Genomic DNA, 22,522 nt, shown 5'->3' on the forward strand with positions numbered 1-22,522 from the left:
GAACCGTCAGGACTCGCATTCCTTGCAGTACTTTTTCCCGTCCTTCTCCCGCGCCAGCTGGCTGCGGTGGTGGACCAGGAAGCAGGACATGCAGGTGAATTCATCGGACTGGACCGGAACCACCTGGATCTGGAGTTCCTCCTGGGAGAGGTCCGCGCCGGGCAGTTCGAAGCTGTCCGCGAGGTCCGTTTCGTCAACGTCCGGAACGGCCTCGCGGCGCCCCGCCTTGTCGGTCTTCAGCCCCTCGAGGTCGTTGGCCGGCTCTTCCCCGGGCGTGGCCCGCGGAGCGTCGTAGTCAACTGACATGGCTGCTTCTCCTGTTCGGCTGGTGGTGAGCAGATTACCTGAACAGATCGAAAACCCGAGCGGTGCCTGAAATATTCCCGGCATGTGGCGGCCGTGGCATCGGGTAGGTAGACTGGTCTACCTACCCGATTTCCAAGGAGTTGCCGCACCGTGCCGGACACCCATGCGCCGTCCCGCAGGCCCGCCCGCGAGCTGCTGCTCGACGCGGCAGCACAGCTGTTCTATGCGCACGGGGTGGCGGGCACCGGCATCGATACCATCACCGCCCGGGCCGGTGTGGCCAAGAAGAGTTTGTACAACAACTTTGCGTCCAAAGCCGAGCTGGTGGCGGCCTACCTCGAGGCCCGGCACGCGGAATGGCTGGACCTGTACAACGCACGCGCCTCTGCCGCCGCCAACCCGCGGGAGCGGGTCCTCGCCGTTTTCGATGCCTATGCCGACCACGCCCATGGCGCCTACGCGCACGGCTTCCGTGGCTGCGGGCTGCTCAACGCGGCTGCCGAACTCCCGGCGGGGGATGCAGGCCGGGCCGCCGTCCGGCGGCACAAGGAGGAAGTGGAGGAACTGCTGGCCACGCATGTGCGTGAGCTGCTGCCCGGAGCGGAGGAGCGTGCCCCCGGGGTTGCCCGGCACCTGTCGTTCCTTCTCGAGGGGTCGGTGTCGCGTGCCGGCCTCGAAGGGGACGACGCCCGGCTGCGGGACGCGCGGGGCATCGCCGTCGAGATCCTGGCCGCCCTGTGACGGGCCGCGACGCGGCAGCCCGGGCGGGCCGGAGCCAGCACGCCAGGGCCGCCCTCTGGGGTGCCCTGTTCGTCGTGGGGGCTTCGATCCTTTGGGGCACCACGGGTACCGCGGCTAGCTTCGCGCCGGCGGTAAGCCCGCTGGCCATCGGCGCTGCGGCCATGGGAGTGGGAGGACTGCTGCAGGCCCTGTACGCGGCCAGCGCCATTGCGGCACACCGGCTCCGACTCCGCAGCCAGTGGCGGCTCGTAGGCCTGGGCGCCGCGGCCGTCGCCGTCTACCCGCTGGCTTTCTACAGCTCGATGCGCCTGTCCGGCGTGGCCGTGGGAACTGTGGTGTCCATCGGTTCGGCCCCTGTTGCGGCGGCCCTGATCGAACGGTTCGCCGACCGGAGACCCCTCACCAGGCGCTGGACCGCCGGCGCGGCCCTGGGCATCTGCGGCGCCGCACTGCTGTCCTTCGCCGGACACGCCCCGGCCACAGCCGGGGATCCCCCCAGCCAGTGGGGCACGACGGCGGGAATCGCCCTGGGCCTGCTGGCCGGCGCCACCTACGCGGTTTACTCATCGGCGGCGCACCGCCTGATCGGTCGGGGCATCTCCTCGAGGGCCGCCATGGGGTCGGTCTTTGGTTTGGGAGGCATCCTGCTGATGCCGGTGCTGGTCCTGACCGGTGCACCGCTCCTGGCGTCCTGGACAAACTTCTCGGTGGGCGCCTACATGGCCGTGGTGCCAATGTTTGCCGGCTACGTCCTCTTCGGCTGGGGACTGGCGCGGACCGGGGCCAGTACCGCCACCAGCATCTCCCTCCTCGAGACGGTGGTGGCCGCTGTCCTGGCGGTGCTGGTGGTGGGGGAGCGGCTTCCGGCACCCGCGTGGCTTGGCGCCGCCGTCGTGCTTGGCAGCCTGTTCATCCTCACCCCGGCGAGGGAACGCACTGCCGTGCTGCCGGCCACCCGTGACGGGCAGCCGCGTTCCTCCCCTGGGCAGGTGGAAGCGGTTCAGCCCAGCTCGTCGTAGCGCAGCCCCCTAAGGCGGATGGGCTTATATTGAGGGATGGACACCTCCGGAACACACGACCAGTTCCTGCAGCTGCATGACCTCATCATCGGCAGCAGCAACGTGAACGATTTCCTGGGGGAACTGTCGATTGTCGCCGCCGGCACGTTGACCCAGACGGCGGGCAATGCCATCGAATGCGGCGTGACCCTCCGGCGGCGCAAGCGCAGCGCCACCGTGGCCGGCAGCAGCGACCGCGCCAGGGAACTGGACCGGCTGGAGCAGGTGCTCGGGCAAGGTCCCTGCCTCACCGCCATGGAGGCCATGAAACCGGTGCTGCTGGCGGACGTCGCCACGGACAACCGGTGGCCTGAGTACCAAAGGGTGCTGGCCGAGCACGGCTGCCAGGCCGTGCTGGGTGTGCCCCTGCCCCTGGACGAGAACCACGCCGCGGCGCTGAACTTTTTCGCCGCCGAGCCCGGAACCTTCTCCGAAGACATCATTAAACGCGCCGAGAGTTTTGCCGGCCTGGCCGGGAGGGCACTTCGGCTGGCCCTGAAAATTTCTGACGCCCAGAACCTCGCCGACGACCTCACCGCTGCCCTGCAGAACCGCACCACGATCGACCTGGCCTGCGGCATCATCATGGCCCAGAACCGCTGTTCGCAGGAGGAAGCGATGGCGCTGCTGACCAAGGCCTCCTCCCACCGCAACCAGAAACTGCGGGTACTGGCCGCCGAGATCCTGGGCAGGGTCAGCGCCGGGACGGTCAACACGCACTTCGACCCCTAAGGGGGCGCGGCTTCCGTCCGGACGCCGCCCTGCAATAATCTGAACCAACGGTTGTGCACGGGGTGCAAGCGCCCGGTGCAACAGGCAGCACTGTAAGTTCGGGCCCACCACACCACGCGAGGCGGACACGCATGACGGCTTCAGACCAGCAGCTCAAACAACAGCCTGACCTCCACCTGCTCCAGCAGCTGGCGGATGCCCACGGCGTGGAAACCTCGTTCCAGGGCTGGGACGGTCTGCCGCACTCCGTGGCCGAAGGCACCCTCATCAAGGTGCTCGCTGCACTCGGTGTCGAAGCCGGAACGGATGAACAGATCCGCGCGGCGCTCACGGAAGCGGAACTGGCGCCGTGGCGTCGGATGCTGCCTCCCGCCGTCGTCATCCAGGAAGGCGAGCCGGCGCTGGTGCCGGTCCACGCCCCCGACGGCGCACCGGTGAGCCTGACCGTAATGCTTGAGGACGGCTCCGGCAGCCGCGAGGCCGTCCGACAGAAGGCGCGCCTGGCGCCGATGCACGTTGACGGGGTGCCTACCGGGCGGGCCAACTTCGCACTGCCGCAGGACCTTCCGCTGGGATGGCATGCGCTGTGCGCTGAAGCCGGCGGCGCAACGGCCACAGCCACCCTGGTGGTTACGCCCGCGCGGCTGGGCACGGCACGGCAGCTGGAGGAACGCCGGGGTTGGGGACTGGCAACCCAGCTGTACTCGGTCCGGTCCCGGCGCTCTTGGGGCATCGGCGACTTTTCAGACCTGGCGGACCTGGCCGCGATCAGCGGCACCCGCGGCGCCGACTACGTTCTGGTCAACCCGCTGCACGCCGCCGAGCCCGTTCCGCCGGTCCAGCCCTCGCCCTACTCGCCGTCGACGCGCAGGTTCTTCAACCCGCTCTACATCCGCATCGAAGACATCCCGGAGCTCGCCTACCTGAAGCCGCGCCGCCGGGCTGCGGTGGAGAAGCTCCGCGAAGAGGTGGCGGCGTTAAACCGGGAGGGCGGACGGCTGGAACGGGACGCCGTGTATGCCGCCAAGCTCCAGGCCCTGGAGATGCTCTACCACGCCCGGCGGCCCCCGGCACGGCAGGCCGCCTTTGACGCGTTCTGCCGCGTGTCCGGGCAGGGGCTGGAGGACTTTGCCCTCTGGTCCGCCATCCGTGAGGATATTCCGGCCGATGATCCGCGGTGGACAGATCCCGGTTTTGCCTTGGGCAGCAGGGAAGCCGAAACGCTCCGGGAAAAGCTGGCCGACCGCATCGGGTTCCACCGCTGGCTGCAGTGGATCTGCGATGAGCAGCTGGAGGATGCGCAGCGGGCTGCCCTCCGGGCAGGAATGCGGCTGGGCGTGGTGCACGACCTCGCCGTGGGGGTGGACCACAGCAGCGCCGACGCCTGGACGCTCCGCAATGTGCTGGCGCCGGGGACCAGCGTCGGCGCCCCGCCGGACATGTACAACCAGCAGGGACAGGACTGGGGCCAGCCGCCGTGGCACCCGGCGCGCCTTGCCGAAGCGGGCTACCTGCCGTTCCGCAACATGCTTGCCACGGTGCTGCGGCACGCCGGCGGCATCCGGGTGGACCACATCCTGGGTCTGTTCCGGCTCTGGTGGATCCCCTCTGGCAACGCGCCCGGCGACGGCGCCTACGTCCGCTACGACCATGAGGCGCTGATCGGCATCCTCGCCCTTGAGGCGCACCGTGCCGGTGCCGTGGTGATCGGCGAGGACCTGGGCACCTTCGAACCGTGGGTGCGGGATTACCTCGCTGCGCGCGGCATCCTGGGCACGTCCATCCTCTGGTTCGAGTACGACGGCGACGCTCCCCTTGCGCCTGAAAAGTACCGGACGCAGGCGCTCGCGAGCGTCAACACCCACGACCTCCCGCCCACCGCGGGTTACCTCGCCGGGGACCACGTTGGCCTCCGCAGCCGGCTGGGCCTCCTGGAACGGTCCGAGGAGGAAGAACGCGCCGAACACGAGGCGTCGCTGGAGAAGATGTTCGCCCTGCTCCGGGAGCGCGGCTACCTGGCGGGAGAAGCTTCGGAGGAACGCACCATCGAGGCGCTCCACCTCCTGCTGAGCCAGACCCCGTCGGCCCTTCTGGGCGTGGCGCTGGTGGACGCCGTGGGGGAGCGGCGGGTGCAGAACCAGCCCGGCACCACCGGGGAGGTTTACCCGAACTGGCAGGTGCCGCTGGGCGGGCCGGACGGGCAACCGGTCCTGCTGGACGACCTCCCGGCCAATCCCCGGTTCAACGCGCTGCTGGCTGCAGTGGACCGCTCCCTCCACGCTTAAAGCAACGCGGGGTCAGATGTGGCCCAATGCAGGGCCGTTGTTGGGCCGGATCCGACGCACCGCGTTGCCTGGATCACCTTTACCTTGTATTTTTAGGTTTCACAGCGGTCTTTCGGGCGGCACACAGGCTCAGGCCCGCCTCTCCAATCCGGACGATCAGCAGCAGGGACCTCCCCAATGCTTCTCCGGCGAACCTCCTTGGTACAGAGCGCATCCGGGATGCCCTGCGGCGCGCTGAAACCGCCGGGGCTGGCCCGGCGGTCGCTTCGTGTCCTAGGGGGACTTTCACGTTATGACTGCTGTATCCAAATGGGTCGCTGCCGGTTCTTCGGCAGCTCTTCTGGCCGGCGGGCTCTTCCTCGGAGCCCCGGCCGCAAGCGCGGCACCGGGCGACGCAGCCTGCCTGCAGGCTTCCACCCAGTTCGAGGCCGCCCTGGCAGCGGCCGGCATCACCGAGGAAAGTGTTGCCCAGCTTGAGGCTGCCGCCGAGGCCGCTGCCGCTGCAGAGGCCAAGTATTTTGACCTGCTGGATGCCGCCGAAGCCGGTCCCCTGGCTGAGCTCGAGGCCGCGGAAGCAGACCTTGAGGCGGCTTCGGCCGCCACCGTGGAAGCCGAAGCGGCATTGGCTGCGGCGCAGGGTTCCGGCGACGCCGACGCCATCGCTGAAGCCGAAACGGCCCGGGACGAAGCTGTTGCTGCCGAGACTGCGGCCGCGCAACTGGTGGACGACCTGACCGCTGCTTACGAGGCAGCGGTCAGCACCCCGGAGATCCTCGCCGCCGAGGAAGCCTACGACGCTGCGGTCGCTGAATTTGAGGCAGCCCTGGGCATACTCTCGCTGGACGAAGAGTCCGCGGCCAACCTGATGGCGCTGTTTGACGCCTTCCTGGCAGCCTGCAACCCGGAAGCCATTGGTTCGGACACCCCGGCTGTCGTTCCGGCCGCCACGCCGGTGGTCAACAAGGGCCTCAACGTCCAGACCGCGGTTGAAGCGGAACCGGCAACGCACCCCGGCCTGGCGCTCCTGGCAGGTCTTCTCGCCGCCGGCATTGCCGTGCCCTCGGGTGTCGCCCTCCGGATGCGCCGCCTGGAATCGGCCCGCAAGTAACAGCCCGCAGTGCAATCACGGACCACGGACAACCGGCGCCGGCCCATCCGCCGGCGCTGGTTTGCCGTGTCCGGACTGGGCGTGGCAGGCCTTGCCGCAGCCCTCTTCCTGGCGCCCGCGGACGGACTCTTCGGGAACCCCGCCGCAGGTTCCGCGCGCGACGGCGGCAGCACCGGCGCCGGACATTCTTCTGCGCCGTCCGCGGCGACTCCGTCGGCGGGACTTCCGTCTCCGGCAACGGTGCGAAAGGCCGCCGGCCCGGCGGCCGCCGCGCCTACCCGCGTGTCCATCAAGGCCGCCGACTTCGACGTCAGGGTCCTGCCGCTGACCGTCAGCGAGGACCAGTTCGCGTCCGGATTGCTGGTCCCGCCGCTCACGCTGGAGGCCTACTGGCTGACCAACTACGGCGTGCCCGGCCGCGGTTCAGTGAACACGACGTACATCGCGGGGCACAGCCTGGACGGCGGCGACGCCCCGTTCAACCGCCTCAGTGACACCGGGCTGGTGGGCAAGCCGGTTACCGTGACCACGGCGAAGGGCGTGCTGGGCTACGTGGTGGATTCGGTCACCACCTACGACAAGAACACCCTCAAGGACAGCGACATTTGGAGCGTGGCGCCCAACCGGGTGGTCCTGATCAGTTGTTACACCCAGGACCCGTGGGGCAAGAACGTGGTGCTCACCGCCTCGCCGCGGCGCTGACGCTTCTTGCGGAATGCTCCGCACACGTCGCTGGCCGCCGCGTCCCCCAAGGATCGCGACGGCCAGCAAGGCAGTTCAGTTGTAGCACAGGCGCGCGCATCCCCGTTGTCACACCGGGGCCCTGCGCAATGGGTGCTGGTTCCGCTACGGCTTGGCGCCGTCCTCAGCGGAGGTTCCCAGGTTGGTGGTTTCGGGGTGCGTGCTGTGGGCGGGGATATGGTCCCCATCGGTGCCGGTGCCCGATTTTACCGAGGAGTCATCGCGGTGCATCGCGGATCCCAGGACCGTTCCGGCGCGCCGGGCAGCCTCGGTCAGCTGGTCCGCCATGACGGGTGCCTTTTCCTTGATTGCGTCGGTGGCCGAGGTGACCTTCTCCTGCACCGGCGGGCTGTCCCAGATGCCGGCCGCACGGGCCTTGAGCTTGTCATATGCGGCGCGTCCCGAGCGGGATCCCAAGACGTAGCCGGTGGCGATTCCCACGCCCAAAAGAAGCTTGTTTTTCACGTTGAACTCCTGTTCCGTGAGAGGTTTTGCGGTCCGGGCCGGTATGGCCGGGGTAAAGAAAACCGGCCCGGGGATTGTGTCCCCCAGGCCGGTTTCCTGGCGTGCGCGTCAGTTATCCGCGCGCGCTGCGCTTGGTGATCATGCCGTACACCAACAGCACGATAAGTGCGCCGCCGATGGCCAGCAGCCACGTCTGCAGGGAGAAGAACTCCTGCAGTCCGCTGCCGAAGATCATGCCGCCGATCCAGCCGCCGAGGAGTGCTCCCACGACGCCCAGGACGAGCGTGATCAGCCAGCCGCCACCCTGCCTACCCGGCAGGATCGCCTTGGCGATGGCACCAGCAATAAGTCCGAGAATCAGAAATGCAATAAATCCCATTTTTCGTTCCTCTTCCTAGTAAAGGAGGCCCCCGGATTCCGGAAGCACTTCATCCTTCTGGCTCAATAGTAATCATGCTTACTATCGATTTGCCAACCCGGCGCGCGGAAAAGTCCATGTCAGGGGCGTGGCGGGAGGGCGTCCCGCCCCGGATTGCTGCGGCGGGGATCAGCCTTCGTCGAGGCGGAATCCGATCTTGATGGTCACCTGCCAGTCGGCAATTTTGCCGTCTTCGAGGTGCCCGCGGATCTCCTTGACCTCGAACCAGTCAAGGTTCCGGACCGTCTTGGCTGCCTGGGCGATGCCGTTGCGGACGGCGTCATCCACGCCCTGGTCCGACGTGCCGACAATTTCAGAAATGCTGTACGTGCGGTTGGACAACTTTCGCTCCTCGTGATTGCCGATGATCCCGGTTGCGGGCGTCCTTGAAGACTAGTGGCGATTCCGGGCACTGGCCAGAGCGGGTGCGCCTACCTGCCGTCCAGGACCAGTGTCTTCAGGTCGTCCAGGGTCTGCTGCATGTGGGCGTCCATGGCTTCGCGGGCCCGGGCTGCGTCGCGGGACTTCAGTGCGTCGGCGATGGCCTGGTGATGCCCTATGGCATGCTCCTGGATAGCGGGTACCGCGGACGTTTCGGTGCGGCGCTTCTCCAGGACCCGGTGCAGCGGCTCGAACAGAACGGACACGAAGACGTTTCCGGACGCCTGCAGGATCAGGTTGTGGAATGCCAGGTCCGCCGCCACGAATGCGGCGACGTCGTTGACGCTGTGGGCCTGCCTCATCGTCTCCACGCAGGCGAAGAGCTGTCCGGTTTCATCTGCTGTTATACGGGCGGCGGCCAGCTCACAGGCGCCGGTTTCCAGCATGCGGCGCAGTTCAATGAGCTGGATTGCGGCGTCGGCGTCGTTCTTGCCTTCGGACGCCGCACGCAGCACCGCCTCAAGGGAACTCCAGCGGTTGAGCGGATTGACGAAGGTGCCGCGGCCGCGCTCCACGCTGAGGATCCGCTGCGCCTGGAGCGTTTTCATCGCTTCCCGGACGGTCATTCGGCTGACCTCGTGGCGGGCGCTGAGCTCGTGCTCGCCCGGGACGGTGGCGCCGGGCGGGAATTCGCCCTGGATGATGCGGTCCAGCAGATCGTCGGCCACCACGCCCACCAGGGATTTCCTTGTCATGCCGCCCCAATCGTGCCTGCGCGCCCCCGGATGTCAGGGAAGGTCTGCTTGCGCCGGTTTATGCCGTATGCCACACTAGCAGCCGATGCAAGATGTCAGACATCTTACAGATAATGCTTTCCCGAAACCGCCACAATGGAGTGAACTGTGACCCTTGAAGCAGACATCCTCGCCGGCTACCCGGCAGAGGTCAGGATTCCCGCGTCCCTGGTGGCCAGTGCCGTTGCCGCCTCCGGTGCCGAGTCTCCCAGGGTCCTGGTAGTGCTCGACGACGACCCCACCGGCACCCAATCCGTTGCTGACCTTCCCGTGCTCACCAGCTGGGAAGTGGCTGACTTCGAATGGGCCTTCGCCCACATCGCGGAGAGCGGCTGCGGCCCCGCCGTCTACGTCCTCACGAACACCCGCAGCCTGGACCCGGCCGAAGCCGCAGCCCGGAACCGGGAAGTGGTCCGTAATGCCCTCGCCGCCGGCACTCCGGACGGATCCGCGGGTTCCGGACTGAAGCTGGGGTTCGTGAGCCGCAGTGACTCCACCCTCCGCGGGCACTTCCCGCTTGAGCCGGACGTCATCGCGGCCACGGTAGCCGAGGCCAGCGGAGAATCGACCGAGGGCGTGGTCATGGTCCCGGCCTTTCCCGACGCCGGGCGGGTCACCATCGGCGGCGTCCACTACATGCGCGGCACCGGCGAGGCGGCAGGAACCCTGACCCCCGTGGGGGAAACCGAATTCGCCCGCGACGCGACGTTCGGCTTCGCCAACTCCGAGATCGCCAAATACGTGGAGGAGAAGTCCCAAGGCCGGTTCGCCGCGGAGTCCGTAATCGTCCTGGACCTGGGCGTCATCCGGGCCGGAGCCGCCTCGGACGGCGCCGACGGCGACCCCAAAGTGTCCGCCAGCGCCATCGCGGACGCCATCGATGACGCCAAGGACTCCACCCCGATCGTGGCGGACATCGTCACCGAAAACGACCTCCGTGCCCTGGCGCTGGGCCTTGAAGAGGCAGAACGCCGCGGCAAGAAACTCCTCTACCGCGTGGGTCCGCCGTTCGGCCGCGCCCGCATTGGCCAGGAGATCCGGCCCGAGCTCACCGGCGAGGAAGCCTATGCCGGCCACAACCCGTCCAGGGCCGGCGGCCTGATCGTGGTGGGATCCCACGTGGGCGTCACCACCCGCCAGCTGAAGGTCCTCACGGACCAGCACAGTGCGGCCCGCATCATTGAAATCGACGTCGAAAAGCTCCTCGCCGCCGGGACCGAGGAACAAGCCGACGCCTACCTTGCCCGCACGGTGGACTCGGTCGTCGAGGCCCTGCGCGGAGGCGACGTTATCGTCCACACCAGCCGCCTGCTCATCAAGGCGGATAACCCGGCCGAAAGCCTGCGGATTGCGCGCACGGTGTCTGCCGCCGTCGTCAGCGTTGTGAACCGCACCCTGAAGACCTTCCCGCCGCGGTTCGTCATCGCCAAGGGCGGCATCACGTCCTCCGACGTGGCAGCGCACGGCCTGGAGATCCGCCGTGCCATTGTCCGCGGGCCCATGCTGCCCGGGATCGTGAGCCTGTGGGAACCGGTGGACGGACCCGCCAAGGGCATCCCGTACGTGGTGTTCGCCGGGAATGTGGGCGACGACGAGTCCCTGGCCCAGGTCACGCGCAAGCTGAGCAGCACTTTCCAATCCTGAAGGAACACACCATGACCAGCGATTACACCGTCAGCGTCCTGGGCCTCGGCGCCATGGGACTGCCCATGGCGACCCGCCTGGCGAGTCGGCTGACCGTCCACGGTTTCGACGTCGCCGAAGCACGGCTCAGGCTCGCCGAAGAAGCCGGCATCGCCACCTTCGCCTCGGCCCGCGAAGCCGCCAAGGGCGCCGACGCAGTCCTGCTGGCCGTCCGCAACGGCGAGCAGCTCAACGACGTCCTCTTCGGCGGGAACGGCGTGGCCCCCGTTCTGGAGGCGGGTGCCGTCGTCATCCTCAGCAGCACCGTGGGCACTGACGCCATCCCCGCCACGGTGGAAAAGCTTGCCGAATACGGCGTGGAACTGGTGGACGCTCCGCTGTCCGGCGGGCCCAAGCGCGCCGGCGAAGGCGACCTGCTGATCGTCGTCGGCGCCTCCCCGGCAGCCCGCGAAAAAGCAGCCCCCGCCCTGGAACTGCTGGCCTCCACCCTGACCGTGGTGGGCGACAACCCCGGCGACGGCCAGGCGCTCAAGACCGTCAACCAGCTCCTCTGCGGCGTCCACATCGCCGCCGCCGCCGAGGCCATGGCCCTCGCCGACGCGCTGGGACTGGACCAGGCCAGGACGCTCGCCGCCCTCGAAGCCGGCGCCGCAGGTTCGTTCATGCTGTCCAACCGCGGTCCACGCATCCTTGAGGCCTACAGCGAGGACGGCGCCGAGGTGCTCTCCCGCCTGGACATCTTCGTCAAGGACATGGGCATAGTCGGCAAGGCCACCCGCGCGGCCGGCCTGGCAGCCCCCGTTGCCGCAGCCGCCGAGCAGCTGTACCTGCTGGGCCAGGCCCAGGGCCTCGCCGCCGCAGATGACTCGGCAGTCATCAAGGTCGTCGCCCCCGCCAAACGAACTTCCTGACCCCCCACCGAGGAACATTTTCTGATGCGAACCCGACTCGACCACCTCGTCACCTCCGCCCTGCAGCAGGGCTCCGCCGTCCCGGCCTTCACCTGCTATGACTTCACCACCGCGCTGGCCGTGGTGGCCGCCGCCGAGGACTCCGGCAAAGGCGTGATCCTGCTGGTGGCCCCGAAGACCGCGGCCACACCCAACGGGCTGCGCCTCATCGCTGCCCTCCGTGGCCTGGCAGATTCTGCTTCCGTTCCGGTCTCCGTCCAGCTGGACCACGCCACCGACCTGCGCGTCATGGCCGATGCCGTGGCCGCCGGCGCGGACGCGGTCCTCGCGGACGGCTCGTCACTGCCGTATGAGGACAATATTGCGCTGGTCCGTGCGGCGCGTGCCCTGCTGGGTCCCGCCGTCGTACTTGAAGCTGAACTGGGCGGGCTGGCAGGCGACGAGGACCGCGCTTTTGAACCCGGCCAGGCAGGCGTGGAGGTTACGGGCCTGACCGATTCGGCGCAGGTGGAGGACTTTGTCTCGCGTTCCGGCGCGGAGCTGCTGGCCGTGGCCGTGGGCAACGTGCACGGCCGGTACAAGGGCGAGCCGCAGCTGCGCTGGGACGTGCTGCAGGACATTGCGGTGCGCACGCGGCTGCCGCTGGTGCTGCACGGCGCCTCGGGCATCCCGCCGGAGGAGCTGGTGAAGGCCGCCGCGATGAATGTGGGCAAGGTCAACTTCAACACCGAACTGCGTACCGGCGTGCTGGCAACGCTGCAGGAGCAGCTTCCGGCGCAGCGGGCCGACGGCGAGAACCTCCAGGCGCTGCTGGGCCACTGGAACCGGTCGGCGGGTTCGTTCGCTGCCGCGGCCTTGGCGTTTTTGTCCAGGTAGAGACCTTAAAACGCGCTCATACCCTCGACGGGGACAAAAACGCCTGGGACGGGCGCACAATGGTGCTGTGAGCGGCATCGGCCCCGCGGAGCCAAGCGTGCAGCCCGGAACGGAGCCTGTCCGTGATCCGGCGATCGACCTTGTCCGCTGCATCTGTTTGGCGCTGGTGGTGGTGGGGCACGCCATGATGGTCAGCCCGGTCCTGCATCCGGACGGCACCGTCACCACGCAAAACACGCTTGGGGACCAGGACTGGTTTGAACCGGTCATCTGGGTGTTTATGGTGATGCCGCTGTTTTTCGTGACCGGCGGCATCACCGGGCTGCAGTCGTGGCGACGGCTGGTGGCCCGCGGCGGCACGGCGGCCGACTTTGTGCGCGGCCGCCTCCGCCGTTTCCTCCGCCCCGCGGTCGCCGTGCTGGCCGCGATGTTCCTGGGCTTTTGGCTGGCCGGGCTGCTGGGCGTACACCCGCAGGTGGTGCAGCTGCTGGCCTCCGGCGGTGCCATGCCCCTGTGGTTCCTGGCTGCCTACCTCGCCGCGCAGCTGAACATCCCCCTCCTGTCCGCCCTGCACTCCCGCAGTCCCTGGCTGACTTTCCTGGGGCTCGCCACTTTGGTGGTGGCGGTGGACAGTTTCCGCGGGAGCATGCCGCAGCTGGCCTACCTCAACCTGCTGTTCCTGTGGTGGGCGGTCCAGCAACTGGGGTTCCTTACCGCGGACGGCCACGCCGCCCGGCTCCCGCGGCCGGCCCTGGCCGTGATTGCATTGGCGGCGAACCTTGTCATGGGCGTGGTCACGGCGCTTGGGATCTACTCGAACAACATGCTGGTCAACCTGAATCCGCCCAACCTGACCCTGTTATTGCTGGGCATCTCGCAGGCGTCCCTGATGCAGTTGGCCCGCCCCGCCCTCACCGCCGCCGGATCGGCGCCGCGCGTCCGGCGGATGTTGCTGGTGACCGGCAGCAGGTCCCTCACGGTGTACCTGTGGCACCTGCCCCTGCTCGGAGCGATGTCCGGGCTGCTTCTCCTTACGCCGTTCCCCAAGCCCGCCGCCGGCACGGCAGAGTGGTGGTGGGCGCGCCCTGTAGTGCTGCTGGCGCTGGTGCTCCTCTTGCTGCCGGTCCTCGCTGCGTTTGGCCACCTTGAGCAGCGTACGACGGCGTCTCCCGCCACGGGCTTCCGGCCGGCCGGTGCGGCGGGGGCCGCCGTCGTGGTTTTCTTCCCTGCCGCGGCAGGAGCGCTGACCGGGCTGACGCTTGAATTGCTGGGAGTCGGGGCGGTCTGCTTTGCCCTGGCCCTGTTGATGCTGCGCGACCGGCACGCACCGGGCAGGAGGGGCCGCCCGCGGGCCGCCCGGGATGCGCACCGGAAGCGGCGGCGTGGCAGGGGAGGCATTGCCAGCGGCGTGAAGTAGTGCCAGTGTCGAACCATGACCGAGAACATGATGTCCACTGACGACCGTTTTGCCGCCGGTGTGTCCCTTGCCCGCAATGACGCACGGCACCGGTACGAACTGAGCGTAGACGGACAGGTGGCGGTGAAGACCTTCTTCCGCGACCTTCCCGGCCACATCGACTTCACCCACACCGAAACCACCGAAGGGTTCGAGGGCCGCGGCCTGGCGAAAGTGCTGGCCCATTTTGCCCTGGATGACGTGGTGGCATCGGGTAAACGGATCATTCCGCATTGCCCGTTCATCTCCGGGTACCTCCGGCAGCACGAGGGCTATGAGCAGTGCGTCGATTGGCCCGAACGGTAACGCCCCGCAGCCGGATTGCCGTACCGATCCTGGCCGGGACCGCTCGTTCGCCGGACTACACAGAATGGCCCTTCTACGTGGAAGACGCTGTTAATAAACCGAGCCTTCCAGCAGTTCCGACAACCTGCCGGCGGCACGCCTTAGTTCCGGGACCCCAGCCCGAAGCGTGGCCTCACTCGCAGCCTCAACGGGACTGGTCAGCGAGATGGATTCTGTGGGCAGTTCCGTCCTGTTGGATAAGGCAACGGCTACGGAATGCACGCCTGTGGCACGCTCATCAGCCGAGTATGCGAAATCAGAACCCGGCTCGGGGAGGCGGGACCGCAACACGTCGGCCGTGAACGATTCATCCTCTTGCCCTGCAGCTATGGCCGCGGCCGCTACTTGCTGAAGTTCCTCCGCGGACGCGGAGGCAAGGAGTATCTTGCCCGCTGCCCCGAGCGTGAGCGGCAGCCGCTTGCCCAGCGGAAGGTCATACCTAAGGGGTGCCTCGCCATCCACGCGGGCCACCAGAATTCTTTCGTAGCCAAGCCGGGTGTACAGGGAGGCCGTGAGCCCGGTCTGGGTCGCCAGTTGCTGCAGGATTGGGCGTGAGGAGACGACAAGGGGATCGTTTTCCAGGTAGCTCCTGGCCGCGGGCAGGACGGCGGGGCCAACCCGGTAGGACTTGTCCGTCTGGCTGACCATGCCGAAGTCCTGGAGCACACGGAGGATGCGCAGTGTGGTGGGCAGGCTCATGCCGCAAGCCCGGGCCAGATCACTGAGCCGCTGCGGCCTCTCGGCACGCTGGAGTTCAGCGAAGACCTCCAGCGCCCTGGACAAGGACCGCATGTTGGAGGCCTTCGGCCCTTCTTCCGCCGATGCCTCTGGGTTCTTAGGTCCTGTCGTCATTCTTTCATTCTATGTAATTTCCTTGCGCTTGACAGTGGGTTGTGTCTGCTGTCACAATTTCTATGCATGTAATTCTCTTCCATTGTATGGAAGGACGAGTCGAAACTAAGAAGGAACTCATGACAACGGAGTCAGTGATGAGGGCACCGCAGCGCGCGGCCAGAGTCGCACCGTCAGTCCTGGTGGGCATCGGCGCTTTCACGGCAGTTGGGATTTACGTCCTGATGAGCTCTGTAGGCCTTGGCCTGTGGACTTCCCTCGGGCCGGGTCCGGGATTGTTTCCCTTCGCCATGGGTGCGGTGCTTGCCCTGATGGCGGCTAGCTGGCTGGTCCAGGAACTGCGCCATCCGAGTGAGGCGCCAGCAGGCGTGGACAGGGGACTGGTGATCGCAGTTGTCCTGAGCCTGGCAATCCTGGCATCCGTCATGGATCTGCTCGGGTTCCAGTTGAGCATGTTCCTCTTCCTGATGTACCACCTGAAACTTCGCAGCCGCAGATCGTGGGTTTCCTCGCTCATCATCGCCCTGGCCGGAAGTGTCGGCGCCTTCTACGCCTTCAACTACGGACTGAACGTCGCGCTGCCGGTCTCTGCCTTCCCCCTGCTGAACACGATCGGACTCTAGGCGTGGACATTTTCAACGAACTGCTCGGCGGTTTTGCCGCTGCCATGACCTGGCAGAACCTCCTGTTCGCCTTCGCTGGCTGCCTTTTGGGCACATTCATCGGCGTACTGCCCGGCATCGGCCCGGTCGCCGGCGTCGCCCTATTGATCCCCCTGACGCTGAACATGGACGCCACCGGCGCGATCATCATGCTGTGTGCCATCTTCTACGGCACCGCCTACGGCGGAACGATCACCAGCGTGCTTCTGAACACTCCCGGTGAAGCTGCGTCGGCGATCACCACCATAGATGGCTATGCCATGACCAAAATGGGCAAAGCAGGTGCTGCCCTGACCATCGCCGCGGTCGGGTCCTTCGTCGGTGGAACGATCGCGACTGTCGGCCTCGTCGCCGCAGCCAAACCGCTTGGCGAGCTGGGCCTGCTCGTCGGACCTCCTGAGTTCTTCGCCCTAATGGTGGTGGGAATCTCCCTGCTCGTTGCTCTCGCGGGCAAATCGATGGTCAAGGCCGTGATCTCCGGTGCCCTGGGCCTGCTGATTTCCATGGTGGGCATTGACCCTGTTGCAGGCGCCCCGCGCTTCACCTTCGGGATGGACCGGCTCCTTGACGGCGTTAGCTTCGTGGCCGTGATCGTTGGTGTCTTCGGGCTCTCGGAACTTCTTTCCTACCGAAAAGGAACCCCGACGCCCGCTGTCCATGCCCCGAACCTCGTTTCGCTGCTCCCCACGGGCAAGGAATGGCGCCGGAGCGCTCCGGCCATGGCCCGCGGCACCGGCATCGGCTTCGGCCTGGGCCTCATTCCCGGCATGACCGGCTCCGTGTCCTCCCTGCTGGCCTACGGCGCCGAGAAGAAGTTCTCCCGCCACCGCAACGAGCTGGGCAAGGGCGCCATCGAAGGCGTCGCAGGGCCCGAAACGGCCAACAATTCCCACGCGAACGCTGCACTGATCCCGCTGTTCACACTCGGCATCCCGGCATCCCCAACTATCGCTGTCCTCATGGGAGCCTTCCTCCAGCAGGGCCTCACCCCGGGCCCGACCCTGTTCACGGAAAACTCGGACATCGCGTGGGCGATCATTGCCAGCCTGTTCATCGGAAACCTGATGCTGCTGCTGCTGAACGTGCCGTTGGTCGGGCTGTGGACCTCCATCCTCCGGGTACCGTATTCAATCCTGACCGCCCTGATCCTGCTCTTCATGGTCATTGGTGCCTACACGATCAACTTCAGTGTCTTTGACGTCTTCGTCATGATCGGCTTCGGCCTTCTAGGACTCGCACTGCGGCACCTGGACATCCCCCTCGCCCCGATGGTGCTCACGTTGGTCCTCGGACCCCTCATGGAACGTTCACTGCGGGAATCGCTCGAGATCTCCCAGGGTGACTTCAGCATCTTCCTTAACCGCCCCATCTCCGCAGTCCTCATCGGCCTCGGACTCCTCATCGTCTTCAGCCCGCTGCTCAGACTCCGCAAGCCCAAGGCGCTGAGCGAAGACCCAGAAACCTAATCCACCCCCTACCCCAAGAAACCCGCACCTTCAAAGGAGAAGTACCATGACCATCCGCCCCCGTATCGCAGCTGCGTTCGCAGCAGCAACCCTGATCGCAGTCACCGGTTGCGGCGCCAATGCAGGTTCCCCGAACACTTCCGCCGCCGACGGCTTTCCGAAAAAGGGAAAGTCCATCGAACTCATCGTCGCGTTCTCCTCCGGCGGCGCCGTGGACACGGCAGCCCGGCTGATCCAGCCCGTCCTGGAGAAGGAACTCGGCACCAACGTGGAAGTCATCAACAAGCCCGGAGCCGGCGGACAGATTGGCTACACCCAGCTCACCAGCGCCAATCCCGACGGCTACACCATCGGGGCCACCGGTTCCCCGTCCGTGGTCGTCTCGCCGCTGGATCCCAGCCGTGGCGCAAAGTACACCCGGGACAGCTTCCAGCCCCTCGGCCGGCAGGTCATCGACCCCACCGTGATCGCCGTTCAGCCGGACAGCCCGTACCAGACTTTGAAAGACCTTCTGGACGCGGCCAAAGCCAAGCCCAAGTCCATGACCGCTTCCACCACCGGCCTGCAGACCGGCGAGCACTTCGCCTTGACCCAAATCCAGGAAGCTACGGGCTCCGAGTTCGCCCCGGTCCACTTCTCTGAAGGCGCATCCCAGGCCACCACTGCGTTCCTTGGCAGGCACGTGGATATCCTCGTGGCCAACGTCAGCGACGTCACCGACCTTACCAAGCAGGGCAAAGCACGCGTCCTGGGGGTCATGTCCGAAGAGCGGGCACCCTCCCTGCCGGACGTACCCACGTTCAAGGAATCGGGCCATGACCTGATAGCAGGAACGGCACGCGGATACTCCGCCCGGCCGGGCTGCCGGACGAGGTGGCCGAAAAGCTGGAAGCCGCACTGCAGAAGGCCATCCAGGACCCGGCCGTCGTCAAGAAGATGGAGGACCTGGGCCTGCAGACCAGCTACCTCAACGGCGATGACTACCAGCAGTTCTGGGCCGCCCAGGAAGGGGACTTCAAGAAGGTCCTCCCGCTGGTTCAAAAGACCGACTAACCCTTGCCGCGCCCCACCGAAAGAACGCACCATGACAACGCCCGCCCCTGAGACCATCGACGCCGACTTCCCCCGCCCCGACAGGGATGTCATTGAACGGCTCGCCAAACTGCCGGCTGCCAACATCGGGGACGCCGTGGACCGCCTTGGCGTCGCCCATTCGGCAATCCAGGCCATCTGGCCAGGAGCGAAAATCGCCGGGCCGGCCTTCACCGTCTGGACCCGGCCCGGCGACAACCAGGGCATCCACCAGGCCCTGCGCCTGGCTCAGCCGGGGGATGTCATCGTCGTAGCCGGCGGGGCCGATGAGTCCCGCGCCCTCCTTGGTGAACTGATCGGGGAGCGCGCCATCAACCTCGGCATCGCCGGATTCGCCCTTGACGGGGCGGCCCGCGATGCCGAGGCCCTGGCCGAAATTGGTATGCCGGTCTTCGCCCGGGCCACCACGCCCGCCGGTCCCTATAAGAACGGGCCCTTCCGGCTGGGAACTGCCATCGCCTTCGGCGGCGTCCCCGTCCTGCCGGGCGACGTCATCATCGGCGACTCCGACGGCGTGGTGGTCGTCCCCCGGGATCAGGCAGCCGCCGTCGCGGAAGCCGCGGAAGCCGTGTTCGCAGACGAAACCAACCGCCGGCAAGCAATTGTTGCAGCCCGCTCCTAACCACGAAAGAGAAGACTCCATGACTGCCTGCACCGTCATCGGCCTCGGCGAGGCCGGAGCAACCTATGCCGCAGCCCTTACCGCGGCCGGACACGCCGTCACCGGCTACGATCCCGTTGCCCCCGCCACTCCGTCAGGCGTCACCCGCGCCGCCACCGCCGCCGAAGCATGCCGGGGCGCCGACATCGTCCTGGTGATGACCGGCGCGGCGGCAGCCCGGGCCGTTGCCCAGGAATGCCTGCCGGTCCTGGCGACCGGAAGCTGCTATGCGGACTTCACTTCCTCTTCTCCCTCTGTCATGCAGGAACTCGGCCGGCTTCCCGGCAAGGCCGAGTTCGCCGACGTCGCCATCCTTGGACCCGTTGCCGCGCTGGGGGAGAAGACCCCCCTCATGGTCAGCGGCCCCGGCGCCCAGGCCGTCGCCGGCCTGCTGCGCCCGCTCGGTGTCGACGTCGAAATCGCCGAAGGTGAGCCGGGCGCCGCCATGGCCCACAAGCTTCTGCGCAGTGTCCTGATGAAGGGCCTGGCAGCAGTGGTGGTCGAAGCCGTCACCGCAGGCAAGGCCGCGGGGCTGGAGGACTGGATCCGCGGCCAGATCGCCAGGCAGCTCGCCGGTGACGGCCAGGCGGTCATCGACAGGTTCCTCACCGGCACCAGCAAGCACGCGCTGCGCCGCTCCCGGGAAATGCAGGACACTGCCCACTATCTCTCCGAACTCGGCGTTCCGGCGGAAATGACGACAGCTTCCGCGGCCGCCCACGCCCGCATCGCCGAAGCACAACCGGCTGCGGTGTTGCGCTGACCCTACGGCGCGGCAGAATCAATGAGCAGGGAAGTACCAACCACATGACATCCAACAGAACGTCAGGAGCAGGCGCATGATCGGCATCTGGGCACTCGGGGCCTACCTTGCCGCGATCCTGGTCTGGACAACCGTGATCAAGCGCAGCGTCGGCGAGGCCATGATCCTCGGCTTCCTGGTGGTGCTCCCGTTCACTGGCTCCGCGGCCGCCCAAATGGGATGGGAGGCGCTGTATGGGGCCATTACCGACGAGATTGTCTTTGCCACCATGGCGTTCGTTTTCATGGGGTACCTGCTGGACAGAACCGGCGTGCTGGACCGGCTGATCGACCTGCTGAATTCAGTGATCGGCGGAGTCAAGGGCGGCCCGGCCTGGGTGTCTACCGTGGCGTCAGCGGGGCTGGGCAGCGTGGTGCACAACCAGGCCGCCATCGCCGCCACGGTTGGCTCGGTCACCATACCCTGGATGGAAAAATCCAAGCTGGACAAGCCCGCAGCTGCCACACTGGTGGCCGGGAATGCGGGAATGGGCATCACGTTTCCGTTCAGTGCCTCGATGTTCGTGCTGGTCGGGTCGGCCACCGTCGGGCCCCTCCTGGACGTCAATGCGCTGGTCCTGCCGCTGCTGTTCGGCGGCCTGTGGTGCTTCCTGCACCGGCTGATCGTCACCTGGCTGCTGGTCCGCAAGAGCGGCATGGCTGCCCTCGATGCGTCGCACCGGCTGTCCGTCCGGGCAGCGTTTGGCCGCGGCTGGACCCCGCTGCTGCTCTTCGTTGTGGTGGCTATTCCGCTGGTCATCACCTCCGGTGCCATCGCCAAGGCTCTTTCCGGCTGGACCGGCGGCGACGTGACCAAGGCAGTCAGCGTGATTGTGTGGATTCCAGTGGTCCTGATCATCACAGGCCTCCTGCTGGGCCGGAAGAACCTGCCCGGGGATGGCCGGAAGTGGTGGGCGCTGCTGCAGGACTCCGCGCCGCGCTTCGGGATCGTGGGGGTGACCGTGGTGTTCGCCTTCGCCGGCGCCAACGCCCTGGCTGCCACCGGGCTGCCCAAGCAGATGACGGAGCTGCTGAACGGGATGAGCCTGCCGCTGTGGCTTCTGGCCATCCTGATCGGGCTGATCGTCATCGCCGTCGCCGCACCGCTGTCCGCGACGGCCACCATGGCTGCCGTCGGAACGGTAGGAGTGGCCGCACTGGTGGCAGCCGGCGTGCCGGCAACCACGGCTGCCGTCGCCGTCCTGGTCTTCTCCTCCTGCGAAGCGGCGGTCCCGCCGGGCGGAGCCCCGCTGTACGTGGCGTGCGGCATCGCCGACGTGGACCCCATCAAGACCTTTGCCCGGCTCCTCACCCACTACGCCCTGCCGCTGCTCGGCATCGGCGTCCTGATCATCATCGGCGTCCTGCCGGTCTAAGGGGACACACCATGCACAAGATCCGGCGCGCCGTCCAGGCCGTCTTCGTCCTCACGCTCCTGCTCCTGCTCCTGGGCGGAGTGATGTTCGTCGCCGGCCAGGCGGTGGCGCTCGCTGCCGGGCAGGGGCAGTGGCTGGAGTTCTTCAACACAACCTTCAAGGACCCGATGTGCATCGCAGCCTCGGTGTGCGCGGTTGCCGGGTTCCTGCTCACCTACCAACACGGCAATGAACAAGGCGTGGCCGCCCAGGAAGCAACAACATCGCGATGACGGACATTGAGGACTCCCCGGCCTACCCCAGTTACGGCGAACTCCTGGAGCGGCCCGGAGAGCTTGCAGGCACCTCGTGGGGACTGTTTCCCGAGCCCGGCCGCGGGACCCCGTCCTTCATCGGGCCGGACATAGTCCTGCATGCCAGGGACTCCATCCGGACCGGTACCGTGTTCGGCCTGGACTACCCCGCAGATGCATTCGATCCCGGCATGTCCCTGAAGCGCGGTGCTCCCAGGCACACCATCTACTCCTCACATCCTGCCCACCGGGACGACTACCTGGACGGGTACTACCTCCAGGGATCCACCCAGATAGACGGACTGCGGCACCGCAGGGCGGACGACGTCGGCTTTTACAACGGCACGCCTGATGACCTGATCGTTGAGGGCACTCCCGAGCTGGGGGTGCAGGAGTGGGCGGAACATCCGATCGCCGGCCGGGGGATCCTGGTGGACCTGGCCGGATACCGGGAGGGCGTCGGTGAGCCCATCAACCACGCGGAGGGCGAACCCCTCGGCCTGGAGCCGATTCAGGAAGCCCTGGCAGCCCAGTCCCTCATCCCCAGGCCGGGCGACATCCTGATGCTGCACACCGGCTGGTGCGAATGGTTCCTCGCCCTGGCTCCCGGGGAGAAACAGCGGATCCGGGACAGCCGGAAGGCAACGGGAGTGGCCCAGTCCCGGGAATTCCTCGCGTGGGCGTGGGACAGCAGGTTCGCCGTCATCGCTGCTGACAACTTCGCCGTCGAATGCCTTCCCGCCATCGCGTACAGCCCGTTCCGGAACTCCGCGCCCAACGACCACGGAATGATGCACCAGGATCTCTTGGCCAAACTGGGCGTGCCTCTCGGCGAACTCTGGAAACTCGGCCCGCTGGCACGGCATATGAGGTCCAGCGGCAACTGGGATTCCTTCGTCAGCATCAAGCCTCTGAACATCACCGGCGGTACGGGGTCGCCCGCCAACGCCACAGCAATCACCTGACCTGCAACCCGCCATCAGGTGGGCATATTCTGCCGTAAAGTTGCCGATCCAGCGAGTCAATGACGCCGGGAGAACCGGCAAAAATCCCGGAAT

Annotated in this window: 24 protein-coding genes and 1 pseudogene; 19 read left to right on the plus strand and 6 right to left on the minus strand. The window is 67.0% G+C overall.

Translation table 11 applies throughout. The features are described 5' to 3' along the window. Positions 1 to 6: 6 nt before the first annotated feature. Positions 7 to 306, minus strand: a complete 300-nt coding sequence (locus ACIQCN_RS07600; protein ID WP_377216560.1) for a DUF4193 domain-containing protein — start codon at positions 304 to 306, stop codon at positions 7 to 9. Between the two features lie 150 nt (positions 307 to 456). On the opposite strand from ACIQCN_RS07600, the gene ACIQCN_RS07605 reads away from it, so the two are divergent. The 6 genes from ACIQCN_RS07605 to ACIQCN_RS07630 all read left to right on the plus strand — a co-directional run bounded on the left by ACIQCN_RS07605 (position 457) and on the right by ACIQCN_RS07630 (position 6,932). Beyond that, positions 457 to 1,047 carry a TetR/AcrR family transcriptional regulator gene (locus ACIQCN_RS07605; protein WP_400607562.1) on the plus strand — a complete coding sequence of 197 codons (591 nt, stop codon included), beginning with the start codon at positions 457 to 459 and terminating at the stop codon, positions 1,045 to 1,047. Then, positions 1,044 to 2,066, plus strand: coding sequence for a DMT family transporter (locus ACIQCN_RS07610; protein WP_400610225.1), 1,023 nt, complete (start codon positions 1,044 to 1,046; stop codon positions 2,064 to 2,066). The genes ACIQCN_RS07605 and ACIQCN_RS07610 overlap by 4 nt, the downstream gene beginning before the upstream one ends. 36 nt (positions 2,067 to 2,102) lie before the next feature. Further along, positions 2,103 to 2,837, plus strand: a complete 735-nt coding sequence (locus tag ACIQCN_RS07615) for a GAF and ANTAR domain-containing protein (RefSeq protein ID WP_400607557.1) — start codon at positions 2,103 to 2,105, stop codon at positions 2,835 to 2,837. A 131-nt stretch (positions 2,838 to 2,968) separates the two neighbouring features. After that, positions 2,969 to 5,122 (plus strand): 4-alpha-glucanotransferase, encoded by a 2,154-nt coding sequence (malQ, locus tag ACIQCN_RS07620; protein ID WP_400610227.1) that lies wholly within the window; start codon positions 2,969 to 2,971, stop codon positions 5,120 to 5,122. A gap of 292 nt (positions 5,123 to 5,414) precedes the next feature. Next, positions 5,415 to 6,230: a hypothetical protein gene (locus ACIQCN_RS07625; RefSeq protein ID WP_400610229.1), complete on the plus strand. Its 816-nt coding sequence runs from the start codon at positions 5,415 to 5,417 to the stop codon at positions 6,228 to 6,230. 9 nt (positions 6,231 to 6,239) lie between these two features. Next, the gene (locus ACIQCN_RS07630; RefSeq protein ID WP_400610231.1) at positions 6,240 to 6,932 is read left to right on the plus strand and encodes a class F sortase; all 693 of its coding nucleotides are present in this window, start codon (positions 6,240 to 6,242) and stop codon (positions 6,930 to 6,932) included. 144 nt (positions 6,933 to 7,076) lie between these two features. Here the strand turns inward: ACIQCN_RS07630 and ACIQCN_RS07635 are convergent, their stop codons facing one another. The 4 genes from ACIQCN_RS07635 to ACIQCN_RS07650 all read right to left on the minus strand — a co-directional run bounded on the left by ACIQCN_RS07635 (position 7,077) and on the right by ACIQCN_RS07650 (position 8,990). Continuing rightward, positions 7,077 to 7,436: a YtxH domain-containing protein gene (locus ACIQCN_RS07635; RefSeq protein ID WP_400607548.1), complete on the minus strand. Its 360-nt coding sequence runs from the start codon at positions 7,434 to 7,436 to the stop codon at positions 7,077 to 7,079. A 112-nt stretch (positions 7,437 to 7,548) separates the two neighbouring features. Next, complete coding sequence (locus ACIQCN_RS07640; RefSeq protein ID WP_377216569.1) at positions 7,549 to 7,815, minus strand: GlsB/YeaQ/YmgE family stress response membrane protein; 267 nt, start codon at positions 7,813 to 7,815, stop codon at positions 7,549 to 7,551. Positions 7,816 to 7,983: 168 nt separating this feature from the next. After that, positions 7,984 to 8,196 (minus strand): dodecin, encoded by a 213-nt coding sequence (locus ACIQCN_RS07645; protein WP_400607546.1) that lies wholly within the window; start codon positions 8,194 to 8,196, stop codon positions 7,984 to 7,986. Between the two features lie 89 nt (positions 8,197 to 8,285). Further along, a complete protein-coding gene (locus ACIQCN_RS07650; protein ID WP_400607543.1) occupies positions 8,286 to 8,990 on the minus strand; it encodes a FadR/GntR family transcriptional regulator in 705 nt (234 codons plus the stop codon). Positions 8,991 to 9,137: 147 nt separating this feature from the next. Here ACIQCN_RS07650 and ACIQCN_RS07655 point away from each other — a divergent pair, with 147 nt between their 5' ends. The 5 genes from ACIQCN_RS07655 (at position 9,138) to ACIQCN_RS07675 (ending at position 14,222) form a co-directional block, all read left to right on the plus strand. Next, the gene (locus ACIQCN_RS07655; protein ID WP_400610233.1) at positions 9,138 to 10,673 is read left to right on the plus strand and encodes a four-carbon acid sugar kinase family protein; all 1,536 of its coding nucleotides are present in this window, start codon (positions 9,138 to 9,140) and stop codon (positions 10,671 to 10,673) included. A gap of 11 nt (positions 10,674 to 10,684) precedes the next feature. Next, on the plus strand, positions 10,685 to 11,584 hold the full coding sequence (locus ACIQCN_RS07660; protein WP_400610234.1) for an NAD(P)-dependent oxidoreductase: 900 nt from the start codon (positions 10,685 to 10,687) through the stop codon (positions 11,582 to 11,584). A gap of 24 nt (positions 11,585 to 11,608) precedes the next feature. After that, positions 11,609 to 12,460 (plus strand): class II fructose-bisphosphate aldolase, encoded by an 852-nt coding sequence (locus ACIQCN_RS07665; protein WP_400610236.1) that lies wholly within the window; start codon positions 11,609 to 11,611, stop codon positions 12,458 to 12,460. Between the two features lie 67 nt (positions 12,461 to 12,527). Beyond that, a complete protein-coding gene (locus ACIQCN_RS07670) occupies positions 12,528 to 13,877 on the plus strand; it encodes an acyltransferase (protein ID WP_400610238.1) in 1,350 nt (449 codons plus the stop codon). A 15-nt stretch (positions 13,878 to 13,892) separates the two neighbouring features. Further along, on the plus strand, positions 13,893 to 14,222 hold the full coding sequence (locus ACIQCN_RS07675) for a GNAT family N-acetyltransferase (RefSeq protein ID WP_400607529.1): 330 nt from the start codon (positions 13,893 to 13,895) through the stop codon (positions 14,220 to 14,222). A gap of 90 nt (positions 14,223 to 14,312) precedes the next feature. Here ACIQCN_RS07675 and ACIQCN_RS07680 read toward each other — a convergent pair whose 3' ends face one another. After that, the gene (locus tag ACIQCN_RS07680; protein WP_400607526.1) at positions 14,313 to 15,113 is read right to left on the minus strand and encodes an IclR family transcriptional regulator; all 801 of its coding nucleotides are present in this window, start codon (positions 15,111 to 15,113) and stop codon (positions 14,313 to 14,315) included. 119 nt (positions 15,114 to 15,232) lie between these two features. On the opposite strand from ACIQCN_RS07680, the gene ACIQCN_RS07685 reads away from it, so the two are divergent. From ACIQCN_RS07685 to ACIQCN_RS07720, 8 genes and pseudogenes are all read left to right on the plus strand, one after another. Continuing rightward, entirely contained in the window at positions 15,233 to 15,736 is a 504-nt protein-coding gene (locus tag ACIQCN_RS07685) for a tripartite tricarboxylate transporter TctB family protein (RefSeq protein ID WP_400610240.1), read from the plus strand. 2 nt (positions 15,737 to 15,738) lie between these two features. Further along, the gene (locus ACIQCN_RS07690; RefSeq protein WP_400607520.1) at positions 15,739 to 17,241 is read left to right on the plus strand and encodes a tripartite tricarboxylate transporter permease; all 1,503 of its coding nucleotides are present in this window, start codon (positions 15,739 to 15,741) and stop codon (positions 17,239 to 17,241) included. 46 nt (positions 17,242 to 17,287) lie between these two features. Continuing rightward, positions 17,288 to 18,294, plus strand: a pseudogene (locus tag ACIQCN_RS07695) (tripartite tricarboxylate transporter substrate binding protein). 31 nt (positions 18,295 to 18,325) lie between these two features. Further along, complete coding sequence (locus ACIQCN_RS07700) at positions 18,326 to 18,955, plus strand: methyltransferase (protein WP_400610242.1); 630 nt, start codon at positions 18,326 to 18,328, stop codon at positions 18,953 to 18,955. Between the two features lie 19 nt (positions 18,956 to 18,974). Beyond that, the gene (locus ACIQCN_RS07705) at positions 18,975 to 19,757 is read left to right on the plus strand and encodes a DUF1932 domain-containing protein (RefSeq protein ID WP_400610243.1); all 783 of its coding nucleotides are present in this window, start codon (positions 18,975 to 18,977) and stop codon (positions 19,755 to 19,757) included. 76 nt (positions 19,758 to 19,833) lie between these two features. Continuing rightward, positions 19,834 to 21,171, plus strand: coding sequence for a TRAP transporter large permease subunit (locus tag ACIQCN_RS07710; RefSeq protein ID WP_400610245.1), 1,338 nt, complete (start codon positions 19,834 to 19,836; stop codon positions 21,169 to 21,171). Positions 21,172 to 21,182: 11 nt separating this feature from the next. Next, positions 21,183 to 21,443 carry a hypothetical protein gene (locus tag ACIQCN_RS07715; protein ID WP_400610247.1) on the plus strand — a complete coding sequence of 87 codons (261 nt, stop codon included), beginning with the start codon at positions 21,183 to 21,185 and terminating at the stop codon, positions 21,441 to 21,443. Next, on the plus strand, positions 21,440 to 22,429 hold the full coding sequence (locus ACIQCN_RS07720) for a cyclase family protein (RefSeq protein WP_400610248.1): 990 nt from the start codon (positions 21,440 to 21,442) through the stop codon (positions 22,427 to 22,429). The genes ACIQCN_RS07715 and ACIQCN_RS07720 overlap by 4 nt, the downstream gene beginning before the upstream one ends. The last annotated feature ends 93 nt before the right edge of the window (positions 22,430 to 22,522 follow it).

Source organism: Pseudarthrobacter sp. NPDC092424 (assembly GCF_044754925.1).
Lineage (GTDB): Bacteria > Actinomycetota > Actinomycetes > Actinomycetales > Micrococcaceae > Arthrobacter.

Coding starts and splice junctions, on each gene's coding strand:
- ACIQCN_RS07715 (WP_400610247.1), top strand. CDS start 21,183: ATGCACAAGATCCGGCGCGCCGTCCAGGCCGTCTTCGTCCTCACGCTC.
- ACIQCN_RS07615 (WP_400607557.1), top strand. CDS start 2,103: ATGGACACCTCCGGAACACACGACCAGTTCCTGCAGCTGCATGACCTC.
- ACIQCN_RS07705 (WP_400610243.1), top strand. CDS start 18,975: ATGACTGCCTGCACCGTCATCGGCCTCGGCGAGGCCGGAGCAACCTAT.
- ACIQCN_RS07650 (WP_400607543.1), bottom strand. CDS start 8,990: ATGACAAGGAAATCCCTGGTGGGCGTGGTGGCCGACGATCTGCTGGAC.
- ACIQCN_RS07640 (WP_377216569.1), bottom strand. CDS start 7,815: ATGGGATTTATTGCATTTCTGATTCTCGGACTTATTGCTGGTGCCATC.
- ACIQCN_RS07685 (WP_400610240.1), top strand. CDS start 15,233: ATGACAACGGAGTCAGTGATGAGGGCACCGCAGCGCGCGGCCAGAGTC.
- ACIQCN_RS07660 (WP_400610234.1), top strand. CDS start 10,685: ATGACCAGCGATTACACCGTCAGCGTCCTGGGCCTCGGCGCCATGGGA.
- ACIQCN_RS07700 (WP_400610242.1), top strand. CDS start 18,326: ATGACAACGCCCGCCCCTGAGACCATCGACGCCGACTTCCCCCGCCCC.
- ACIQCN_RS07625 (WP_400610229.1), top strand. CDS start 5,415: ATGACTGCTGTATCCAAATGGGTCGCTGCCGGTTCTTCGGCAGCTCTT.
- ACIQCN_RS07720 (WP_400610248.1), top strand. CDS start 21,440: ATGACGGACATTGAGGACTCCCCGGCCTACCCCAGTTACGGCGAACTC.
- ACIQCN_RS07710 (WP_400610245.1), top strand. CDS start 19,834: ATGATCGGCATCTGGGCACTCGGGGCCTACCTTGCCGCGATCCTGGTC.
- ACIQCN_RS07680 (WP_400607526.1), bottom strand. CDS start 15,113: ATGACGACAGGACCTAAGAACCCAGAGGCATCGGCGGAAGAAGGGCCG.
- malQ (WP_400610227.1), top strand. CDS start 2,969: ATGACGGCTTCAGACCAGCAGCTCAAACAACAGCCTGACCTCCACCTG.
- ACIQCN_RS07665 (WP_400610236.1), top strand. CDS start 11,609: ATGCGAACCCGACTCGACCACCTCGTCACCTCCGCCCTGCAGCAGGGC.
- ACIQCN_RS07600 (WP_377216560.1), bottom strand. CDS start 306: ATGTCAGTTGACTACGACGCTCCGCGGGCCACGCCCGGGGAAGAGCCG.
- ACIQCN_RS07675 (WP_400607529.1), top strand. CDS start 13,893: ATGACCGAGAACATGATGTCCACTGACGACCGTTTTGCCGCCGGTGTG.